At 37.4% G+C, this 18,254-nt stretch carries 20 protein-coding genes and 1 tRNA gene; 6 read left to right on the forward strand and 15 right to left on the reverse strand.

The genetic code is table 11. The features are described from left to right. Nucleotides 1–6: 6 nt before the first annotated feature. The 3 genes from BZK16_RS04005 to BZK16_RS04015 are packed head-to-tail and all read right to left on the reverse strand — an operon-like array spanning nucleotide 7 to nucleotide 1,619. Entirely contained in the window at nucleotides 7–318 is a 312-nt protein-coding gene (locus BZK16_RS04005) for a cupin domain-containing protein (RefSeq protein ID WP_077927606.1), read from the reverse strand. Nucleotides 319–327: 9 nt separating this feature from the next. Further along, the gene (locus tag BZK16_RS04010; RefSeq protein WP_077927607.1) at nucleotides 328–609 is read right to left on the reverse strand and encodes a GIY-YIG nuclease family protein; all 282 of its coding nucleotides are present in this window, start codon (nucleotides 607–609) and stop codon (nucleotides 328–330) included. Continuing rightward, complete coding sequence (locus BZK16_RS04015; RefSeq protein ID WP_077927608.1) at nucleotides 609–1,619, reverse strand: CNNM domain-containing protein; 1,011 nt, start codon at nucleotides 1,617–1,619, stop codon at nucleotides 609–611. Before BZK16_RS04015 ends, BZK16_RS04010 begins: the two co-directional genes overlap by 1 nt. A gap of 207 nt (nucleotides 1,620–1,826) precedes the next feature. Here BZK16_RS04015 and BZK16_RS04020 point away from each other — a divergent pair, with 207 nt between their 5' ends. Then, nucleotides 1,827–2,270, forward strand: coding sequence for a hypothetical protein (locus tag BZK16_RS04020; RefSeq protein ID WP_077927609.1), 444 nt, complete (start codon nucleotides 1,827–1,829; stop codon nucleotides 2,268–2,270). Between the two features lie 58 nt (nucleotides 2,271–2,328). Here BZK16_RS04020 and BZK16_RS04025 read toward each other — a convergent pair whose 3' ends face one another. The 3 genes from BZK16_RS04025 to BZK16_RS04035 form a co-directional block, all read right to left on the reverse strand. After that, complete coding sequence (locus tag BZK16_RS04025; protein ID WP_077927610.1) at nucleotides 2,329–2,676, reverse strand: DsrE family protein; 348 nt, start codon at nucleotides 2,674–2,676, stop codon at nucleotides 2,329–2,331. A gap of 122 nt (nucleotides 2,677–2,798) precedes the next feature. Beyond that, a complete protein-coding gene (locus BZK16_RS04030; protein ID WP_077927611.1) occupies nucleotides 2,799–4,283 on the reverse strand; it encodes a M81 family metallopeptidase in 1,485 nt (494 codons plus the stop codon). Between the two features lie 10 nt (nucleotides 4,284–4,293). Continuing rightward, nucleotides 4,294–5,613 (reverse strand): MFS transporter, encoded by a 1,320-nt coding sequence (locus tag BZK16_RS04035; RefSeq protein WP_077927612.1) that lies wholly within the window; start codon nucleotides 5,611–5,613, stop codon nucleotides 4,294–4,296. A gap of 129 nt (nucleotides 5,614–5,742) precedes the next feature. On the opposite strand from BZK16_RS04035, the gene BZK16_RS04040 reads away from it, so the two are divergent. Continuing rightward, complete coding sequence (locus tag BZK16_RS04040) at nucleotides 5,743–6,690, forward strand: LysR family transcriptional regulator (protein ID WP_077927613.1); 948 nt, start codon at nucleotides 5,743–5,745, stop codon at nucleotides 6,688–6,690. On the opposite strand, the gene BZK16_RS14460 is transcribed toward BZK16_RS04040, so the two are convergent. Continuing rightward, nucleotides 6,687–6,842: a hypothetical protein gene (locus tag BZK16_RS14460; RefSeq protein WP_198932432.1), complete on the reverse strand. Its 156-nt coding sequence runs from the start codon at nucleotides 6,840–6,842 to the stop codon at nucleotides 6,687–6,689. The two genes, BZK16_RS04040 and BZK16_RS14460, sit on opposite strands and share 4 nt — an antisense overlap. A gap of 476 nt (nucleotides 6,843–7,318) precedes the next feature. Between BZK16_RS14460 and BZK16_RS04045 the strand changes: the two genes are divergently transcribed. From BZK16_RS04045 to BZK16_RS04055, 3 genes are all read left to right on the forward strand, one after another. Then, entirely contained in the window at nucleotides 7,319–7,669 is a 351-nt protein-coding gene (locus tag BZK16_RS04045; protein ID WP_077927614.1) for a DUF485 domain-containing protein, read from the forward strand. Next, nucleotides 7,666–9,204 (forward strand): solute symporter family protein, encoded by a 1,539-nt coding sequence (locus BZK16_RS04050; RefSeq protein ID WP_077927615.1) that lies wholly within the window; start codon nucleotides 7,666–7,668, stop codon nucleotides 9,202–9,204. The genes BZK16_RS04045 and BZK16_RS04050 overlap by 4 nt, the downstream gene beginning before the upstream one ends. An 80-nt stretch (nucleotides 9,205–9,284) precedes the next feature. Beyond that, nucleotides 9,285–9,359 (forward strand) — tRNA-Gln (locus BZK16_RS04055). A 114-nt stretch (nucleotides 9,360–9,473) separates the two neighbouring features. Here BZK16_RS04055 and BZK16_RS04060 read toward each other — a convergent pair. From BZK16_RS04060 to BZK16_RS04070, 3 genes are all read right to left on the reverse strand, one after another. Next, nucleotides 9,474–10,757, reverse strand: a complete 1,284-nt coding sequence (locus BZK16_RS04060; protein WP_077927616.1) for an arsenic transporter — start codon at nucleotides 10,755–10,757, stop codon at nucleotides 9,474–9,476. Nucleotides 10,758–10,934: 177 nt separating this feature from the next. Beyond that, nucleotides 10,935–11,246, reverse strand: coding sequence for an ArsR/SmtB family transcription factor (locus BZK16_RS04065; RefSeq protein WP_077927617.1), 312 nt, complete (start codon nucleotides 11,244–11,246; stop codon nucleotides 10,935–10,937). Nucleotides 11,247–11,311: 65 nt separating this feature from the next. Next, entirely contained in the window at nucleotides 11,312–12,196 is an 885-nt protein-coding gene (locus tag BZK16_RS04070) for a LysR family transcriptional regulator (protein WP_077927618.1), read from the reverse strand. A 150-nt stretch (nucleotides 12,197–12,346) separates the two neighbouring features. Here BZK16_RS04070 and BZK16_RS04075 point away from each other — a divergent pair, with 150 nt between their 5' ends. Beyond that, nucleotides 12,347–13,186, forward strand: a complete 840-nt coding sequence (locus tag BZK16_RS04075; protein ID WP_408645560.1) for an MBL fold metallo-hydrolase — start codon at nucleotides 12,347–12,349, stop codon at nucleotides 13,184–13,186. A gap of 75 nt (nucleotides 13,187–13,261) precedes the next feature. On the opposite strand, the gene BZK16_RS04080 is transcribed toward BZK16_RS04075, so the two are convergent. The 5 genes from BZK16_RS04080 to BZK16_RS04100 all read right to left on the reverse strand — a co-directional run bounded on the left by BZK16_RS04080 (nucleotide 13,262) and on the right by BZK16_RS04100 (nucleotide 18,252). After that, nucleotides 13,262–14,146 (reverse strand): efflux RND transporter periplasmic adaptor subunit, encoded by an 885-nt coding sequence (locus tag BZK16_RS04080; RefSeq protein WP_233145185.1) that lies wholly within the window; start codon nucleotides 14,144–14,146, stop codon nucleotides 13,262–13,264. A 14-nt stretch (nucleotides 14,147–14,160) separates the two neighbouring features. Beyond that, nucleotides 14,161–14,364, reverse strand: a complete 204-nt coding sequence (locus BZK16_RS04085) for a DUF1656 domain-containing protein (protein ID WP_077927620.1) — start codon at nucleotides 14,362–14,364, stop codon at nucleotides 14,161–14,163. Next, complete coding sequence (locus BZK16_RS04090) at nucleotides 14,336–16,351, reverse strand: FUSC family protein (RefSeq protein WP_077927621.1); 2,016 nt, start codon at nucleotides 16,349–16,351, stop codon at nucleotides 14,336–14,338. The genes BZK16_RS04085 and BZK16_RS04090 overlap by 29 nt, the downstream gene beginning before the upstream one ends. A gap of 129 nt (nucleotides 16,352–16,480) precedes the next feature. Further along, nucleotides 16,481–17,062 carry a 2OG-Fe(II) oxygenase gene (locus tag BZK16_RS04095; protein ID WP_077927622.1) on the reverse strand — a complete coding sequence of 194 codons (582 nt, stop codon included), beginning with the start codon at nucleotides 17,060–17,062 and terminating at the stop codon, nucleotides 16,481–16,483. 131 nt (nucleotides 17,063–17,193) lie between these two features. After that, complete coding sequence (locus BZK16_RS04100) at nucleotides 17,194–18,252, reverse strand: dipeptide epimerase (protein ID WP_077927623.1); 1,059 nt, start codon at nucleotides 18,250–18,252, stop codon at nucleotides 17,194–17,196. Nucleotides 18,253–18,254 lie beyond the last annotated feature (2 nt).

The raw sequence follows: 18,254 nt of genomic DNA on the forward strand, positions 1-18,254 counted from the left end.
TAACCGCTATACCGAACCTTCTTTTTCTATGACTAAAATCCTTGCTTCACCTTGAGGATGTGCAACATGCTCTGTACCAACAGTCGCATGAAAAATATCACCCGCATTCAATAATACAATTTTAATAGCATCATCATCTTTATAGTGCATTTCAACAATGCCATCTAATACAACAAAAACTTCTTCACCATCATTAATATGCCATTTATAGGGTTGGTCAGTCCAATGTAATCTAACAGTTGTCCCTTCTAAATTTGCAATATCCAAAGCGCCCCAAGCGCGTTCCGCAGTGAAAGTTTTACCATTAATGATTTTCATTTTCTTGCCCTATTCTTGATCTTTCACTTGTGACAAATATAACTCTTTTTGTTTTCGTGTTAATTGCTTAAAAGCATATTCTTGTTTCATGGCTTCGCTTTTAGTCGCAAAACTTTCATGATGCAATAACAGCAAAGGCCTGCGTTTGGCAAGCCTTGTATATTTTGCGCCAATGCCATCATTATGCTCTTTTAAACGCCTTTCAACATCAATTGTGTAACCAGCATAGAATGTATCATCATCGCATTGTAAAACGTAAAAACAATGTAGAACGTCGTCTGCATCAGTCATTATTGATTGCGGCTTTCCCAGCGCTTTTTAGCGAGTAAACGCATATCTACCACGATATCTGTTTCATCGACAATCTCTTCGCCAATGATCTTTTCAATAATATCTTCCAAGGTAATCACACCTAGCCAACTACCGAATTCATCATAAATGAATGCCAAATGTTGTTTGTGATCCAATAGTTTTCTAAACGCAGTTTTCACACTAGTTGTATCTGGCAATACTAAAGGCGGCTCAGCAAAATCTAAGACTGTTTTACCTGATTCCACCAAATCAATAAAGTCATGACGGAAAAACACACCCAATGGAGCTTCTTGATCATTGATGATCGGATAACGAGAGAATTGGTTTTGATCAATCAACTCTTTCAATTCATCACTGCTAATATTGGGATGAATTGAAGCAGTCACAACTCTTGGTGTCATAATAGATGTTAAATCCACTTCACCTAAATCTAAAATATTAGAAATGACTGATTGTTCCTTAGGTTCAATTTGCCCGAGTTCTTTTGCTAAAACTGATAAGGCTTTGATTTCCTGTTTAAGATTAGCATCTACTTTATTGTTGCCAATCAAACGCATGATTAAATCAGATAACCAAATAAAGGGTGCCAAAATGATGATCATAGGATTCAAAATGACTGGCAATGTCTTTGCCAATTCTCGCCAATATTTAGCACCTAACACTTTTGGAATGATTTCAGATAACACTAAAATCAATACTGTCATCACAGCAGAGGCAATTCCTAAATAAGCATTGCCATATAGTTTTGTAACTTGTGCACCAACACCAGCTGCGCCAGCTGTATGCGCAACAGTATTCAATGTCAAAATCGCGGCCAATGGGCGATCAATTTTATCTCTCAATTTTTTTAATTTTGGATATAAATCTGGTGCGTCCATTTTTTGCTGAGAAATAAAGCTCGGTGTTAATGATAATAACGCTGCTTCTAAAATAGAACAAATAAACGAAATTGTGATGGCAATTAAAACGATTACAAATAAAATTAACATTGATGTCTCATATTTAAAATATTACTGCACATTATATAACTTTTTAAAGTTTTCATCATTCTACTGATAAAAATACAGCAACAATATGTCAACTCATTACAACCAAATAAAGTTAACAATTAATTACAATTCTCTGATTAACAAAAAAATTAATGCTGATATAATCTGCCAAAATTTTTAACCACAAAATCATAAGAGATAATACTGATGAAAAAATTATTAAAAATATTTTTACTTATAGCAGCATTCGGATTCTTCAATACAGCACATGCTAAAATTCCACTATTCTTTGGCGACCAAGACTATTTCGAAAACATCGAATCTGTTCAACCGATTAAAGACGGCAAAGATACTTACAAATTTGGTTATCGTGTTTCTATCAAATGGTTCTTGGCAGGTATTTATGCAAAAGATGAAGGCTATGTGTTAACTAATGCCAACACATACATTCCATTGAATGAAGAAATGATTGCTGAATTACAAGCAATGGGCGAATTACCAAAAGAAATACCAACATATTCATTGCCAGTAGATTACTACTTAAAAGGCTATTCTTTATGGATCATTATCGCTGGCTTTGTAATCTTTGGTTTGATCAAAAGCCGTAAGAAAAAACCTGCTGAAGAAAACACAGTAGAGCCAACTGCTTAATCACACAATTTGTATTGTTTAAATAGCCCAAATCATTTGGGCTATTTTTTTGCATATTTTACGGCTTAATGTACGCAAAGCCTTCATGTTGCTTTCGTGCTAATTCAAAGACAGCCACCGAAACAATCACTACAAAATTAGGCAATTCACTCTCATCAATCTCAAAGCCTTTCATAGAATTTTGGCAAATATTCAATACAACATCTTGGTCCGTTAAATTATTCAAAGCTTGATGCTTTTCTGGCATCAAATAGCCTTTCACAGCTTCTGAGTTAGCAACTACAATGATTTTTGCATGCTTTGGATCAATTTCTTTCAGTAAATTATTCACATTAGCAATCACACGATCCCATTTATTAATCTCATCAATATGAAAAACCACTTTAAAAGTTTGTTGAGTCGACATTTAATTCTCTCTATTTATATTCAATTACACTCCAAAAGATTAGCATTAATTATCTATCTCTATCACAAATAAAAAAGCCATTTCAGTTTATGAAATGACTTTCTCAATAACGTTATGATTAATTAAAATTCACGACCATGTGGTTTTAAACGAATCCCTTTTTTCAAATGCTTCCAAGGAATATCCGCAGGATCAACTGTAAGTGGGCCAGGTGATTTTGCAATCAAAATCTCTTTTGCTATTGGTTGGAAGTCCGCTCTAAAATGCACTGAACTTTTCACCACAACAATTCCCATATCTTCTGGAATCACGCCTGCTTGCTTAAATAAATTACGATCCAACATTTGTGCTTTATCACTACATGCAACGATCTTTAAGCCATCAATCGCTAAACAAACAGTTGGACCAACACTGACTTTAACACCGTTCATCATAGGGCCATCATATTGGCAGCAGCCATCTGAAATATTTTCCACTTTAAATGTTGCAACCAATGGCGAATCCTCAGGTACTGAATCACAACCACCTAATGCTAATTCCACATTGTTACCAATACCTGCTTCAATCGCAATCGCAACTGATTTAGGATCCGTAATCAATCCCACAGCAGTATTGGTTGCCTTAGCTGCCAACAATGCTTTGATCAATCCCATCGTATTAGAATCACCGCCAGCACCTGGATTATCTTGTGTATCTGCAATGATCACAGGTTTTTTTGCATCTTTAGATAACTCAATCGCCTTTGCCACCGCTTCTTCTGGTGATAAAAATGCAACATCCCACAATGCTTCATCATCTAAAATTCGTTGATACAGGATATTCACTGCTGTATCGATATTCAGTTGATCAGTACCATAACCCCAAACTGTACCGCCACAACCTTCAAAGTCTGATGCAGGAAAACCTGTGGTTAAAGATATGGATGCAACATTTTTCTCTAATTGCTCCATGAACTCAATGGTACTTTTCGCAGGATCAATAAAAGTACATTGAGCATTGATGGATGTTAAAAATGGCCAGTGTTTATAAGATAAGTAGCGCTTTTCTCCGTTCAATAAAGCATGCATTTCAATGGCAGATCTGAGGCCTGAATCCGCCATATCCACATGAGGATAGGTCCGATAAGTTACTAGCACGCTTGCCGATTCCAACATTAAATCAGTGACGTTGGCATGCAAATCTAAACTTGCAACCAATGGCATATCATTGCCAATCAATGCTCGAACTCGTGCCAGTAACTCACCTTCCCCATCATCTAAATGCTCACAAACCATTGCACCATGTAGATCTAAATAAACACCTTGAAGAGCTGCTAAGTTACTTTGTACTGCATCAAGAATTTCTGAACAAATTCTCTCATAAGCATCTTCAGTAACATGTGCAGATGGAGCAGCTCCCGCCCAAAGCACTGGAATTAAATCATAACCATATTCTTCTGCTTGCTTCATGAAGCCACCCAAAGGAATGTTCATTTCCTTAATGGCATCCAATTCACTGCCTCTGCTCAATGGTGGATAGCCACCACCATGAACAAACTTTTCATAATCTGCTTTTGTCGGTGCAAAAGTGTTAGTTTCATGCTGAAAACCAGCAATTAAAATACTCATATCTTCACTCCTACGCCATTGCCAACGTCGTTTTTCTGTTCATTCTGTAATATGCCAACAATAAGCTGATTGACCCTAATACCAACAATACAGCCATCACAACCCAACCTGCCATTAAAGAACCTGTCATTGATTTTGCATAACCCATTAGGATTGGGCTCACTAATCCACCCAATAAACCAATAGTGTTGATCAATGCGATGCCACCTGCCGCTGCTGTACCTTCTAAATAGTGTGATGGAATCGCCCAGAACACTGTATATGCAGCCCACATACAACCTGTTGCTAAGCTAATTGCTGCCAAAGCTAAAACAAAGTTATGACCATAAACAACTGAGATAATCAAAGCGATTGCTGCTAACCAAATTGGAATGATGCAATGCCATTTTCTTTCTTGGTTCACATCTGAGCTTTTTGCTAAGAACCACATGAAAAGTGCTGCAACCACATAAGGAATTGCTGAATAGATACCAATTGTCGTCAAACTATCAATACCGCTACTTTTGATTAAGGTTGGCAACCAGAATGCTACTGCATAGATGCCACTAATGATGCAGAAGTATGCGAATGAAATTAAATACACCCAAGGATCTTTCAATACTGATTTAAAGCCGCTGTGAGATGTCTGTTTGATATCACCAATATCTTTTGCCAATGCATCTTTTTCTGCTTGAGTTAACCACTTCGCCTTACTTGGGTGATCATCCAAATAAAAGAACACTACAAAGCCTAAGAATACTGTTGGTAAACCTTCGATCAAGAATAACCACTGCCAACCTTCCATCACTGTACTATCTTTCATCACGTCCATGATCCATGCAGATACTGGACTACCGATAATTCCGCCAATTGGACCTGCCAACATCACGATAGACATAATACGTGCCATGCGAGCACCAGAGTACCAATAGGTTAAATAGAAAATCATTCCTGGCGCGAAACCTGCTTCAAATACACCCAATAAGAAACGTAATACATAGAAGCTTGTTTCTGATTTTACAAACAACATACTTGCAGATGTTAAGCCCCATAAAACCATGATGCGGAATATGGATTTACGTGCACCAATTTTTTCTAACAATAAATTGCTAGGGATTTCAAACATTACATAGCCTAAAAAGAATATCCCTGCTGCTACACCAAAAATCTCATCCGTTAATCCCAAACTACTTTGCATTTGTAATTTTGCAAAGCCAATATTAATGCGATCCAAATACGCAAAGAAATAACATAACAATAATAATGGAATGATCCGTAAAGTTATTTTTCTGTAGGTATTTTGTATATCTACTGTTTGGATCTGATCATTTCTAGCAGATACCGTTGTCATAAGCTCCTCCTAGATGCACCATTGCATCTTAAATGTAGTTTTCACGTAGTATATGCGTGAAAATTCTTGCCCTACAATGATATTTTTTGTAGATTAGTGATGACTTAAAAGCATCATTAAGGAGCATCAATGAGTACTCAATTATCTCTTTTAAATAACAATACTGGCTTAAATGAGAAACGAATTCGATATTTTTACGCCATTATGCAAGTGGGCTCCATGCGACAAGCAGCCGATCAATTGGATGTTGAACAATCCGTCATCAGTCGCCAAATTCAGCAATTAGAAATAGATCTTGGTGTAAGCCTATTTGAGCGAAAAGCCAACCGTTTAGTACCCACAGAAGCTGCCTGGCTAATGATGACGCATGTCAAAGAACGTTTCGCACAAGAGGAAGCACTAATCTATGCGTTATCTGAACTCAATGAAGCGCGCCGTGGTCGTGTGCATTTAGTTTCAGGCGAAGGCTTCGTGCCTTACTTAGTCAACAATGTTCTCACTAAATTCTATGCTCAACGCCCCAATGTTGATTTTGCTTTAATTCTCCTGAGCATGAATGAACTAGTGCGCCACATTGTGGAAGATAAAGCTCACATCGGTTTAGCTTACATCGCTAACTTACCACCAGAAATTGAAGTATTGGCAGAAAAGCATGAACCTGTTTGCGTGATTTGCGCTAAAGATCACCCTTTAGCCAATTTGCCACAACCCATTTCTTTAAGAGAAACTCTGCCTTATTCTGTCGCCATTATGCCTTCAGGCTACGGTTTTAGACAAATGGTAGATGCTGCCGAACTGCATGAAAAAATTAAATTCAAACGTGGCTTAATCACTAACTCAGTTCGTGCATTAAAACATTTCGCTGCAAGTGGTTTGGGGATCAGCTTCATGCGTCAAGATGATGCATTATCAGAGGAAATGGCAGATAAACTCGTAGCGCTCAGAACAACCTGCCCTATTTTAGAATCTGCTAAAGCTCAGCTCATTATTCATAAAGGAAGATTACTGCCTGCAGCTGCTTTAGAACTTATCGATGTATTGATTAATTCAAAAATATTTCAAAAAACTGAGGATTAGCCACCAAATCCAGCCCAAAGCCCCAACATTCTCGTCAGTTTTGCCAATATATACATAGATAATCCGCCACCTAAACATAAACCAATCAGCCATAACCATTGGCTTTTTTTGGATTGATTTTCTTGTGTTCTGTTTTCTTTTGCTTCACTCATGTAAATTTCACCATCTATTTCACATTACTCATAAATTATAAGTGATCTCACTTTTCAAATATAGACATAATTATTTATGTTGTTAAATTGTAGTTAAAAACAATTATTAAAGTTAGTAAAAATCACATTTACATGTTAAATATCTATGCATATACATTTAAATATCAAATTTAATATATAAAACATATTTTTAAAATATATCACAATTAATTTGATAAATTTTAACCAATTGAATTTAAATTATTTTTATACAATTCAATCACTTATTTTAAAAATAATTTGACAATTTCTTGGATTCATCGATACTACAAATTAGCTCCAATTTAAATAAAGCATTACAAATGCATTATTTATACAAATCACTATAAATCCAAGATGATTGGTGCTAAATAGATCAAAAACCAAAGGAATCCGGCTTTTTATTCAAAATAAACGGCCTAAGCATAATATTGATAAAAATTAATAGGAGGACATCTATGTCACATCACATAGATCAGAATTTACATGCGTATAGCAATGATCATTTGATCATCATTGAACAAATGCCCGCTTTTAATAAAGTCGTGCGAGAGAAGCATTTATTCCTTTTTTCCATCACAGCAAGCTTCTTATTCATTTATATTCTCTTGCCTATTTTAGCCTTTCAGCCCATTTTGCAAAAACCTCTGATTGGTGCAATTACAGGTGTTTGGTTCTATTCTGCAGGCCTCTTTTTAATGACCATTATTCTTTGCACGCTTTATATTCGCCAAGCTGCTAAATTTGACAAAAAAATTGCTGATGTGATTGCAGAATATCAACAAATGAAGTTGGAGGAAGCACCATGAGTTTTATTTCAGTAAGTTTCTTCTTAGCAATCGTTGGCTTAACTCTATTTGTGACATACATCGCAGCAAAACGCATGACATCTGCTAAAGATTTCTACACAGCTGGTGGCGGTTTAACAGGCTGGCAAAATGGCTTTGCCATCGCAGGCGATTATCTCTCTGCTGCCGCATTTTTAGGCGTTTCTGGTGCAATTGCTTTGACAGGATTTGATGGTTTCTTCTTCTCCGTTGGCTATGTTGTAGCAAACCTTGTATTGCTCTATGTGATCGCTGAACCTATGAGAAATCTTGGCAAATATACATTGGCAGATATGCTGATCTCACGTTTCAATGAAAAACGTGTGCGTGGCACAGCAGCAACTGGCACAATCATCATTGTGATTTTATATATGATTGCGCAATTAGTCGGCGCTGGTGCTTTGATCAAATTATTGTTTGGCATCGATTATTGGATAGCAGTATTGATTGTCGGCATTATGATGACAACGTATGTTTTGTTTGGTGGGATGACGGCAACTTCATGGGTTCAGATCATTAAAGCAGCACTTTTACTCTTTGGTACAGGTTTATTAGCAGGTTTGGTGTTCAGTAAATTTGGCTATTCCATCACACACATGTTCAATACAATTGCCCAAGATGATGGCGAAAAATTCTTAATCCCTGGCATAAAATATTCAAGCTCCATTGATTCAGTTTCCATGATGATGGCTTTAGTTTTAGGCACATCGGGTTTACCACATATTTTGATGCGATTCTTTACGGTAAAAGATGCTAAAACTGCACGCTCATCCATTTCATGGGCAACATGGATCACCACAATTTTCTTCTCCTTAACAATTTTCTTAGGCTTTGGTGCATTACAATTTGTCGGCATTGAAAATATTTTGGCTGAAAGTAAAGCCGGCAATACAGCGGCACCATTATTGGCAAAATATTTGGGTGGTGAAGTATTAATGTCATTCATCAGCGCTGTTGCGTTCGCAACAATCTTAGCTGTTGTTTCAGGCTTAGTATTAACAGGCGCATCTGCTATTTCCCATGATATTTATGGGCAAATCATTAAAGATGGCAAATTAAGCTCAGGGCAAGAAGTTGCAGCTGCTCGCTTAGGTTCCATTGGCATTGCAATTTTATCTATCATTTTGGCACTCTTTGCACAGAACTTAAATGTATCCTTTTTAGTATCATTTGCCTTCTGTATTGGCGCTTCTGCCAACTTGCCTGTAATTCTCTACACCATTTATTGGAAGAACTTTAACTCAACAGGTGCTGTTGCATCCATTGCAACGGGCGTGATTTCTTGCTTAATTTTTGGTGCAATGGGGCCAAATCTTTGGTCAGAAACTGGCAATGCTATTTTTGTTGGCAAACCTTTAGTTGACTTAGCTGTACCTGCCATCATCACAATTCCTTTAGGATTTTTAGCAGGTTACGTCGGATCAATGATCGGTGCGAAGAAACATAATACGGCTGAATCTGCTATTCTCTATCAAACGATACGAGTGAAAGCGAACACAGGATTAATGCTTGGCTAAAAATTAAACACATTAATGCTTGACGAACTCATTAATGTTGCCTATAATTCTCAGCTCTTACAGTCACTGACTTAAGTAATTGGGCTATAGCCAAGCGGTAAGGCAGCGGGTTTTGATCCCGCCATTCCTAGGTTCGATCCCTAGTAGCCCAGCCAAATTAAAAGCGATTAACATTGATTTGTTAATCGCTTTTTTCATATCTGTGATTTAAATATATCTAGGCATCACTTATTTGGAGTAATGCCAGTGATTTTTCTTAAATATCACAATTAAAATGACATTCTTATCGCTAAAGCAGCCAATGTGATCAATAAAATTGGCGTTGTGAGCACAATGCCCACTTTGAAATAATATCCCCACGTAATTTTTAAATTCTTCTGTGATAACACATGCAGCCATAACAACGTTGCTAAACTACCAATCGGTGTAATTTTTGGCCCTAAATCACTGCCAATCACATTCGCATAAACCATTGCCTCTTGCGTTACACCTGTTGCCGTACTTGCATCAATGGATAATACGCCTACTAAAACCGTTGGCATATTATTCATAATGGAGGATAAAAATGCCGCCAAAGCACCTGTGCCAAATGTTGCCGCCCAAATACCTTGATCCGCAAAGGCATTCAGTAAGCTTGTAATATAATCTGTTAACCCAGCATTGCGTAAGCCAAAGACTACTAAATACATGCCCAATGAGAAAATAACAATCTGCCACGGTGCACCGATCACAACTTTCTTTAAATCAACAACTTTTCCACGATGAGCAATCACCATTAAAATCAATGCGCCAATCCCTGCAATTAAACTTACTGGAATATTTAAAACATCCGATGCGAAAAAACCAATCAGTAAAAATAACAAAATAAGCCAACCTGCCATGAATGTCTTTTTATCTGCGATTGCACTCTTAGGCTGTGGCAAATCAGCTGGCAAATAATTCAATTGAATGTCTTTCCTAAAATAGAGATACAACACAGTCAATGTCGCTAAAATCGATACAATATTCACAGGCACCATAATGGATGCATAACGACCAAAGCTGATATCAAAATAATCAGCAGATACAATGTTCACTAAGTTTGAAACAATCAATGGCAAGCTTGCAGTATCTGCAATGGATCCTGCTGCCATCACAAATGCTAAGGTTGTTGCCCTGCTCGCACCTAATGATAAAAGCATCGCCATCACAATCGGCGTCATAATCAATGCGGCACCATCATTAGCGAAGAATGCCGCAACCAAAGCACCCAACAAAATCAAATAGACAAATAGTCTTTGGCTACTGCCATTACCAAATCGTGCAATATACAGTGCAGACCATTTAAAAAAACCTGCTTCATCTAAAATTAAACTGATGATAATAACCGCAATAAACGTCAAAGTTGCATTCCAAATGATTCCCCAAACGACAGGAATATCCTGTAACTGAATCACACCACAAATCAATGCAACAATTGCTCCCATTGAAGCACTCCAACCAATGCCTAAGCCTTTTGGTTGCCATATCACCAAGATCAGCGTTGCGATAAATATTAATAAAGCCAATAACATATTGTTTCCCTTTCTCCTATCTCTATTCAATCAACTTAATAAATCTCGCTCCCTGCGGGAGCGATAATTATATTTAAACCGTATATAGCTAAATCAATTCATTTTAATATTTCAACTAATATTGAAATATAAGTTATAAAAAATATTCACATAGATCCCTACATGAATATTCGCTAGCTAAGATTTTTTAAAGCACTGCTCAGGCTGCCCATCACAACATTCTGCCGTTAAAAAATTGATCAAAAACTGCATCTGATCAACTTTAGCTTTGTACCGTAAAAATCGCCCTTCTTGTGTCACATCGATCATATCTGCATGCACCAATGCTTTAAGATGAAATGATAAATTTGTATTAGGTAATTCCAGTGCTTCTGCGATTTCCCCTGCAACTAATCCTGAATCCGCGTACTTTATCAATAAGCGAAAGATATCCAACCTAATTTCAGAGGACAGTGATTCAAACATTTTAACCGCTAATTTCTTATCCATAATTCAATATTTCAATTAATCTTGAAATGATCATAAACCAGAAAAAGATTGAATACAATATGATCCTAAATATTCTTAAACCAATCAGATAAATGATCTAGCAAACAGCGCAATGCTTGTGGCATATGTTCTCGGCTACTATAAACCGCATAAATGGTTAAAGGTTTCGGTTGATAATCGGGCAACAACTGAATAAGAGAACCATCCTTTAATTGATTACGAACACTTGAATATGGCAACATCGCAATACCTGCGCCTTCTATCGTTGCTTGCGTTAAGAACGTGGATTCATTGGATTTTAATTGCCCTTTTACCGCAACAGAATAAACTTTGCCATCATGATCAAAGCACCATTCGTTTTGCCCAAAGTAACGATAAACTAAGCAATTGTGCAGTAACAAATCATCAGGCTCATTCGGCAAAGTTTGATTCTGCAAATATTTAGGCGATGCACAAATCACTGAATGGCAAATACCTAGGCGCTTTGCAATTAATTGCGGTTCCAATTCATCTGTAATACGAATCGCTAGATCAATACTATCTTCAATCAAATTTACCGTTTGATTGCTGATGCGCACATCAATCTCAATCTTGGGATATTGCGCTAAAAATGGCACCAATGCTTTTGCCAATTCATCATAAGCAATGGAATGTGGGCAACTTATCCTCAAACTTCCAAAAGGAGAATCGCTTTGATCTTGGCCTAACATTGGCAGGCGATTGGCGATATTATTCAACTTTTGTGCTTCCTGATAAATCATTTCACCTGCGGAAGTTAAGCTCAATCGCCGAGTTGTACGATGCAATAATTGCGCGCCTGCCCAATCTTCCATTTCAGCCAAATATCTCGTCACCATCGCACGCGACATATCTAATTTATCAGAGGCAGCACTCAAACTGCCCTGCTCTACAATCGTAATAAAAACTTCTGTCGCTTTAATTCTATCCATTGATTTGTCCGATTAATGCAATAGTTAATTGCTTTAAGTGCTATTTATCATCTCATTATTGCAGATTATTATACCAATCATCCAATCTATAGTAATTAACACAAAGGAAAAATTGTGAAACTTTCAAAACTTATTACCACGACATTATTGATGACAAGCTTGGTATTTTCAGCACAAGCAAACACACTCAACATTGAAACTTATAATCCTAAAACTACTAGTATTTTCCCTGTGACTTCAAGCTTAATTACTGGGGAAAATGAAGCAATCTTAGTGGATGCCCAATTTCACAAAAAAGATGCAGAAAAGTTAGTACAACTCATTCAAGATAGCCATAAAAAGCTCACAACGATCTACATTAGCCATTCTGACCCTGATTATTATTTTGGTTTAGAAACAATTGCCAAAGCTTTTCCTGAAGCTAAAATTGTCGCAACACAGGCAACCCTGAATGCAATTGAATCCACTAAAGATGGCAAATTAGCTTATTGGGGGCCAATCTTAAAAGAAGGTGCACCACAAACTGTGATTTTACCCAATGCATTGGCTGAGGATTCATTAACGTTAGAAGGTGAAATAATCCAAATCAAAGGATTGGATGGCAAAGCACCTGAGCGTTCCTTTTTATGGATTCCAAGCATTAAAACAGTGATGGGCGGTGTTGTTGTATCAGATAATATCCATGTTTGGATTGCAGATACACAAACAACAGAATCACAAGATGCTTGGCTGGAAACTTTAGACCTCATTCAATCATTACAGCCTGAAACTGTGATTCCTGGACATTTCGTTGGAGATTCAGCTTTGAACTTAGATTCTGTACGATTCACAGAACAATATCTTACAGATTTTAGAGCAGCTAGCGATACAACGAAAAACTCTCAAGAACTCATCGCTAAAATGAAAACACTCTATCCAAATCTAGCAGAAGAATCGAGCTTAGAAATGAGTGCACAAGTGATTAAAGGTGAAATGGCTTGGCCACAATAAATCACCTATAATTTCACTCATAAAAAAGCCATCAATGAATTAACTTGATGGTTTTTTGTTATTTAAAAATAGATACTAAAAACTTAATAAAGATGCAAAAGTGATGTTACCCATGCGAACACTTGCTGTCATTCCTGTTGCAATGTGCATATCTTTTGGCAAATCATTAATCTTAATGCGCACAGGAATGCGTTGTGCTAAGCGAACCCAGTTATAAGTTGGTGTGACATTCGCAAGGAGTTTTTCATCCGTTGTGGAGCTTTGATCTGTAATCCCGTAGCTGATGCTTTCAATGCTGCCTTCTAGTTCAACATCACCGCTCATGAGCTTAATAGCAACAGGCATTCCTACAGCAATTTTGGTTAATTTAGTTTCTTCTAAATATGCTTGAATATAAAAAGAATCATCCGCAATGATCGCTAAAATTGATTCACCCAAACGCACATAGTTCCCTTCTGTTAATTGTAAGTTAGAAACAATGCCAGATTTCGGTGCTCGGATAGCGCTACGCTCTAAGTCAATTTGGGCATGTTTTGCATTGGCTTTAGCCTCTTCCAATTCTGCACGCACAATCGCCATTTCACTTTTAATGTTCGAGCGCACTTCTTCACTGATAATATGCCCATCCAAAGACATTCTGCGCTGTGCTTCTTGCTCTTTTAGACTCAATTGTTCTTCTTTAATAGAAAGCTGTGCCAATGCTTTATCCAAAGCTGCTTGATAACGTTCAGGATTAATTTTCAGCAAAATGTCATCTTTCTCAACATGCTGATTATCCTTGATCAATAATTCTGTAATGTAGCCTGAAACATCCGTTGTTAATGTAATCACATTGGCACGAATGCGTGCATCACGCGTCCAAGGCGATAACATGTAATAATTCCATACAATTTTAAATAGCACCAAAGCGATGAATACAGTCAGTAATGTGACTGAATATTTCTGTAAAAAAGGTTTCACAATAATTCCTAGAGTTAAAGCGGGCTGAGCAAAGTGATGATTGAAAAAATAATGACATAAAGTGCAACAATGAAGAGCATTTCGTGCCAAATAAAACGGGATAATTTGTAGCGATGAATCATGTATCTCACGCCGTATGTGATTGGCAATGCAAACAGCGCATACAATAAAAGTGGACTGAGATACACACTAGCGATTGAAACTTCGTGAATTTCCATTCTTTCTCTCTTTTTCGTTGAGTTGGCACCAATTGCCCCAAATGTATTGAATTTGGCGTGTTGCGGATTGCAAAGTCATCACTTTTTTCGCGCTACTGATGTATAAAATTTGTCGATCCAATCGCTGTGTTGCCGCTTCTAAAGTATCGAAACTGCATCGCCTTGGTTGAGCTTTTAAAACTCTTGTCAGCGTTTCAAAATAGATAGAAGCTTCAACATTCAATTCAGGATAATGCTTTAACATGCTTCTTAAAAAGAAGATTTCATCACCCAAATCCAACGCAACGATCGCATTTTGCCAGCCATATTTCGTGTGCTTTTCGATCACATCTTTATGCTTAGCAAGCAGAATCAAACGATCCGCCATGCGTGCATTGAACCAAGTATCAGAGTTATTCAATGGGCGATAAATCAAGCGAATCAAATCCTGCTGAATTAGCTTCTTCATGATTTTGCCATGCCAATATGGTACATCAATCGTAATTAACTGCGTTGCCAATGCCGCAATCGCCGTACCCATTAATAAACCAATGGACTTATTTAACAGTAACTCTGCGGATTCTCGTACATAGTTATCGGGTTGCATGAACATGAAAAATACAATCGGCAATGCTGAATAACAAGAATATTTCGGTGCTAATGCCATCATGGAGAAAATAAATACAGGGACACTCATCACCAAAAATAACAACCAAACTTGGTTAGCATGCGGCAGAATATAGACACAAATAATCAAGCCCACAATTACTGCATAAATGGAGCCATAGAAGTACGTTTTCACCACAACATCTGCATTTTCTCGGTTAGCAAATAAGCTACAAATGATCGCACTGACTGCCAATGGAATCGTAGCTTGAGCAAGCGACCAATCGCACACAATCCAAAGCACAACTGTTGCGACAAATGCCAAAGATGCACGCAAGCCAAATAAAATACCCAAGGTATAATTTCGATGCTGAGATAATGATTTCTCATTCATCAATTTAATGGGCAAACCTTTTCGTGCGCTGTGCAAAAATCGGCGCGCACGTAAAGCATGTTTCAGCAATAACTGAATACGATGCAAAGTGATATTCACAGATTGCGAATAAGTAATAGTTTCATCCGCAATATACACATCCAATAATTTTAAAACTTTAGTTATATTTGCTCTTCGGCCATGCTCTAAAGCAATGATTGTTTCATCAATCCAAGGTGTGATAATGTCCCAATCTTTGGGCGTTAAACCTTGTTTATCACGATAAATACTGCGCGCTAAACTTAGCACACTTAAAATATGTTGGCTCATGCCCAAAATGGCATTCGCACTATTTTGCCCTTTATGCCCTTCAAACGCTGCATGTTCGCGCTGTGCATCCACCGCCATAATATTGGATAAGCTCTGCAAAAACGTATCATTGAACTGCTCACCACGCATACTTTTAATGGCCGTACTGAAACCTAAATGAATGGTTTGATCTGCATCTTGTATCAACACATCATGAGTATTAATCGGCCAAATGATGGCAAATACAATGGATGAAACCACAATGCCGATACAGCTTTCTATACAGCGGGATGATGCATAATCAAACACAGAAATGGGTGAGCCAATATTGGGCACTAAAATGATCGTGACTGTGATGCCAATCATCACAAAAGCATACGACCAAGGGCTTCGAATAATGGAAGCAAATGCTACAGAAGCCGTTAAAATTATGGCAATCACAGATAAAAATAGCAAAGGCACTTGCGATAATGTACCCATAATAATAATGGAAATCACCGTGCCAACTAAAGTACCAATTAAACGTGCAACGCCTTTACTCATCACCATGCCAGCTTGTGGTTGTGCCACAATTAATGCCGTCATCGCTGACCAATAAGGCTGATCTAAATCGAGTAAAAATGCAATATACAATGAGAAAAGCGCCGAAAATGTTGCCTTAGATGCAAATTTTAATGCTTTAACTGAAGGGAAATAACTATGCTGAAACAGCGTGTCCATGGGATATGGCTAGAGTAAAAAATGCTAATTCTATATTAAAATTTTCTGCCTTGTGGAATATTTTAAAGATAGAATAAAAATCAATGCACTGCATTGATTTTCAGACTTGATATTGATAATTTCGCAGTTTTACGCCGCAGAATTTAAAAACCAACCCGCAATACTTTCTCTCACTGTATTGGTTGGCAAAACTTCATGAGGAAATTGCTCTGACATAAAAAAGATCATGCGCCCTGCTTTCGGTGATAATTCCAATAATTTTGTATCTTCACGATCATAAACGACTAATTCACCACCATCACCCGCTTGCCAATCTTCATTCATATATAAAACCGTTGTCACTTTACGGCGACTTTTAGATTGCGGATTATCTAAATGCTTTTGATAAAAAGCCCCTGGCTTATAACGGCAAAAATGCGTTTCAAAATCACGCAAACCTAAATATAAACCTGCATTCAATTCCTGACGCACATCTTCCATTTTATCGAAATAATGTTTAACAGGATCATCCATCTCATAATCTAACCATAAAGTCACATCGCCACGCACATTAGCATTGAGTTGTAGCGATCCACCATTGCCAATTTTAGCTTCTTGCAATGTATCTGGAATGCAATCTTTAATGGAATGAATCTCTGAAGTATTTAAAAAATCATCCCAAACGTACCAGCCGGAAGTCGTCAAGGAATCTAAAAGGTTATTTATTGTCATTTTGGTAGAGATATCATATAGATGTGGATACCTTTTATACTAATAAAACGACGATAAATAAAATTTAAAACTTTAATTATATTCTCATAAAAAAAAGCGCCAAAATAAGCGCTTTTTTCGTTACATTCCCACTAGATTACGACGCCTAATCCCATTGTATCTGGAAGCTTAACATCCTCACCTTGATAAATAATTCCTCTCGGTGATTCTGTTAGCCACAAAGGTGCATCAAAGTCACAATACAGAACATTCGGATGGCTTGCCGCAAAGTGTGCTGCTGCGGTTACTGAAATAGATGATTCCATCATCGAACCAATCATACATTCCACACCATGCAATGCACCTAAATCAGCAATTTTAATCGCTTCACCAATGCCACCACATTTCAGCAATTTAATGTTCAATAGATCTACACAGCGATCCTTCAACAATGCAAATGCATCTTGTGGTGAAAATACGCTTTCATCCGCCATGATTTTCATGTTCACATGATCTGTCACATATTTCATGCCTTCGAAATCTTTCGCATGAACAGGCTGTTCCACCCAATCAATATTGAAAGCTAAGCGCTCCAACTCATGAATCACACGAATCGCATCTTTCGCTTTCCAACCTTGGTTGGCATCTAATCGCAAACGAATATGTGAAGGAATTGCATCCACAATCGTAGAAATGCGTTCGATATCTTTATCTGGTGCATTGCCCACTTTGATCTTTAATGCAGAAAAGCCTTGTGCCACAGCATCCATCGCCGCTTGCTTCATCACAATCGGATCATCCAAGCCAATTGTCATGCAAGTTGTGAGTGGCTTATTACCACCCAAAACTGCATACAATGGTTGATTGAGCCATTTGGCAAAGAGATCATGTAAAGCAATATCAATCGCCGCTTTTGCACTGCTATTATTGATGCAAGATTTCTGAACCTTTAACAACAATACATTCAAGTTACGCGCATCTTGATTCAATAAAGCATTCGTAATTGGCCCTTCCAATGCTGCGACAATACTTTCTTTGCTATCGCCAGTGATTACCCAAGTTGGCACAGTTGCACCGATGCCAATTAAACCATTATCTACATGAACTTTGACAAGGATATTTTCAATTTCATATGCCGTTCTCAACGCTGTTTTAAACGGCACACGCAATAGACATAACTCAGTGGCAACTTCAATTTTAACAATTTTCATAG

Source organism: Wohlfahrtiimonas populi, assembly GCF_002006795.1.
GTDB lineage: Bacteria > Pseudomonadota > Gammaproteobacteria > Cardiobacteriales > Wohlfahrtiimonadaceae > Wohlfahrtiimonas > Wohlfahrtiimonas populi.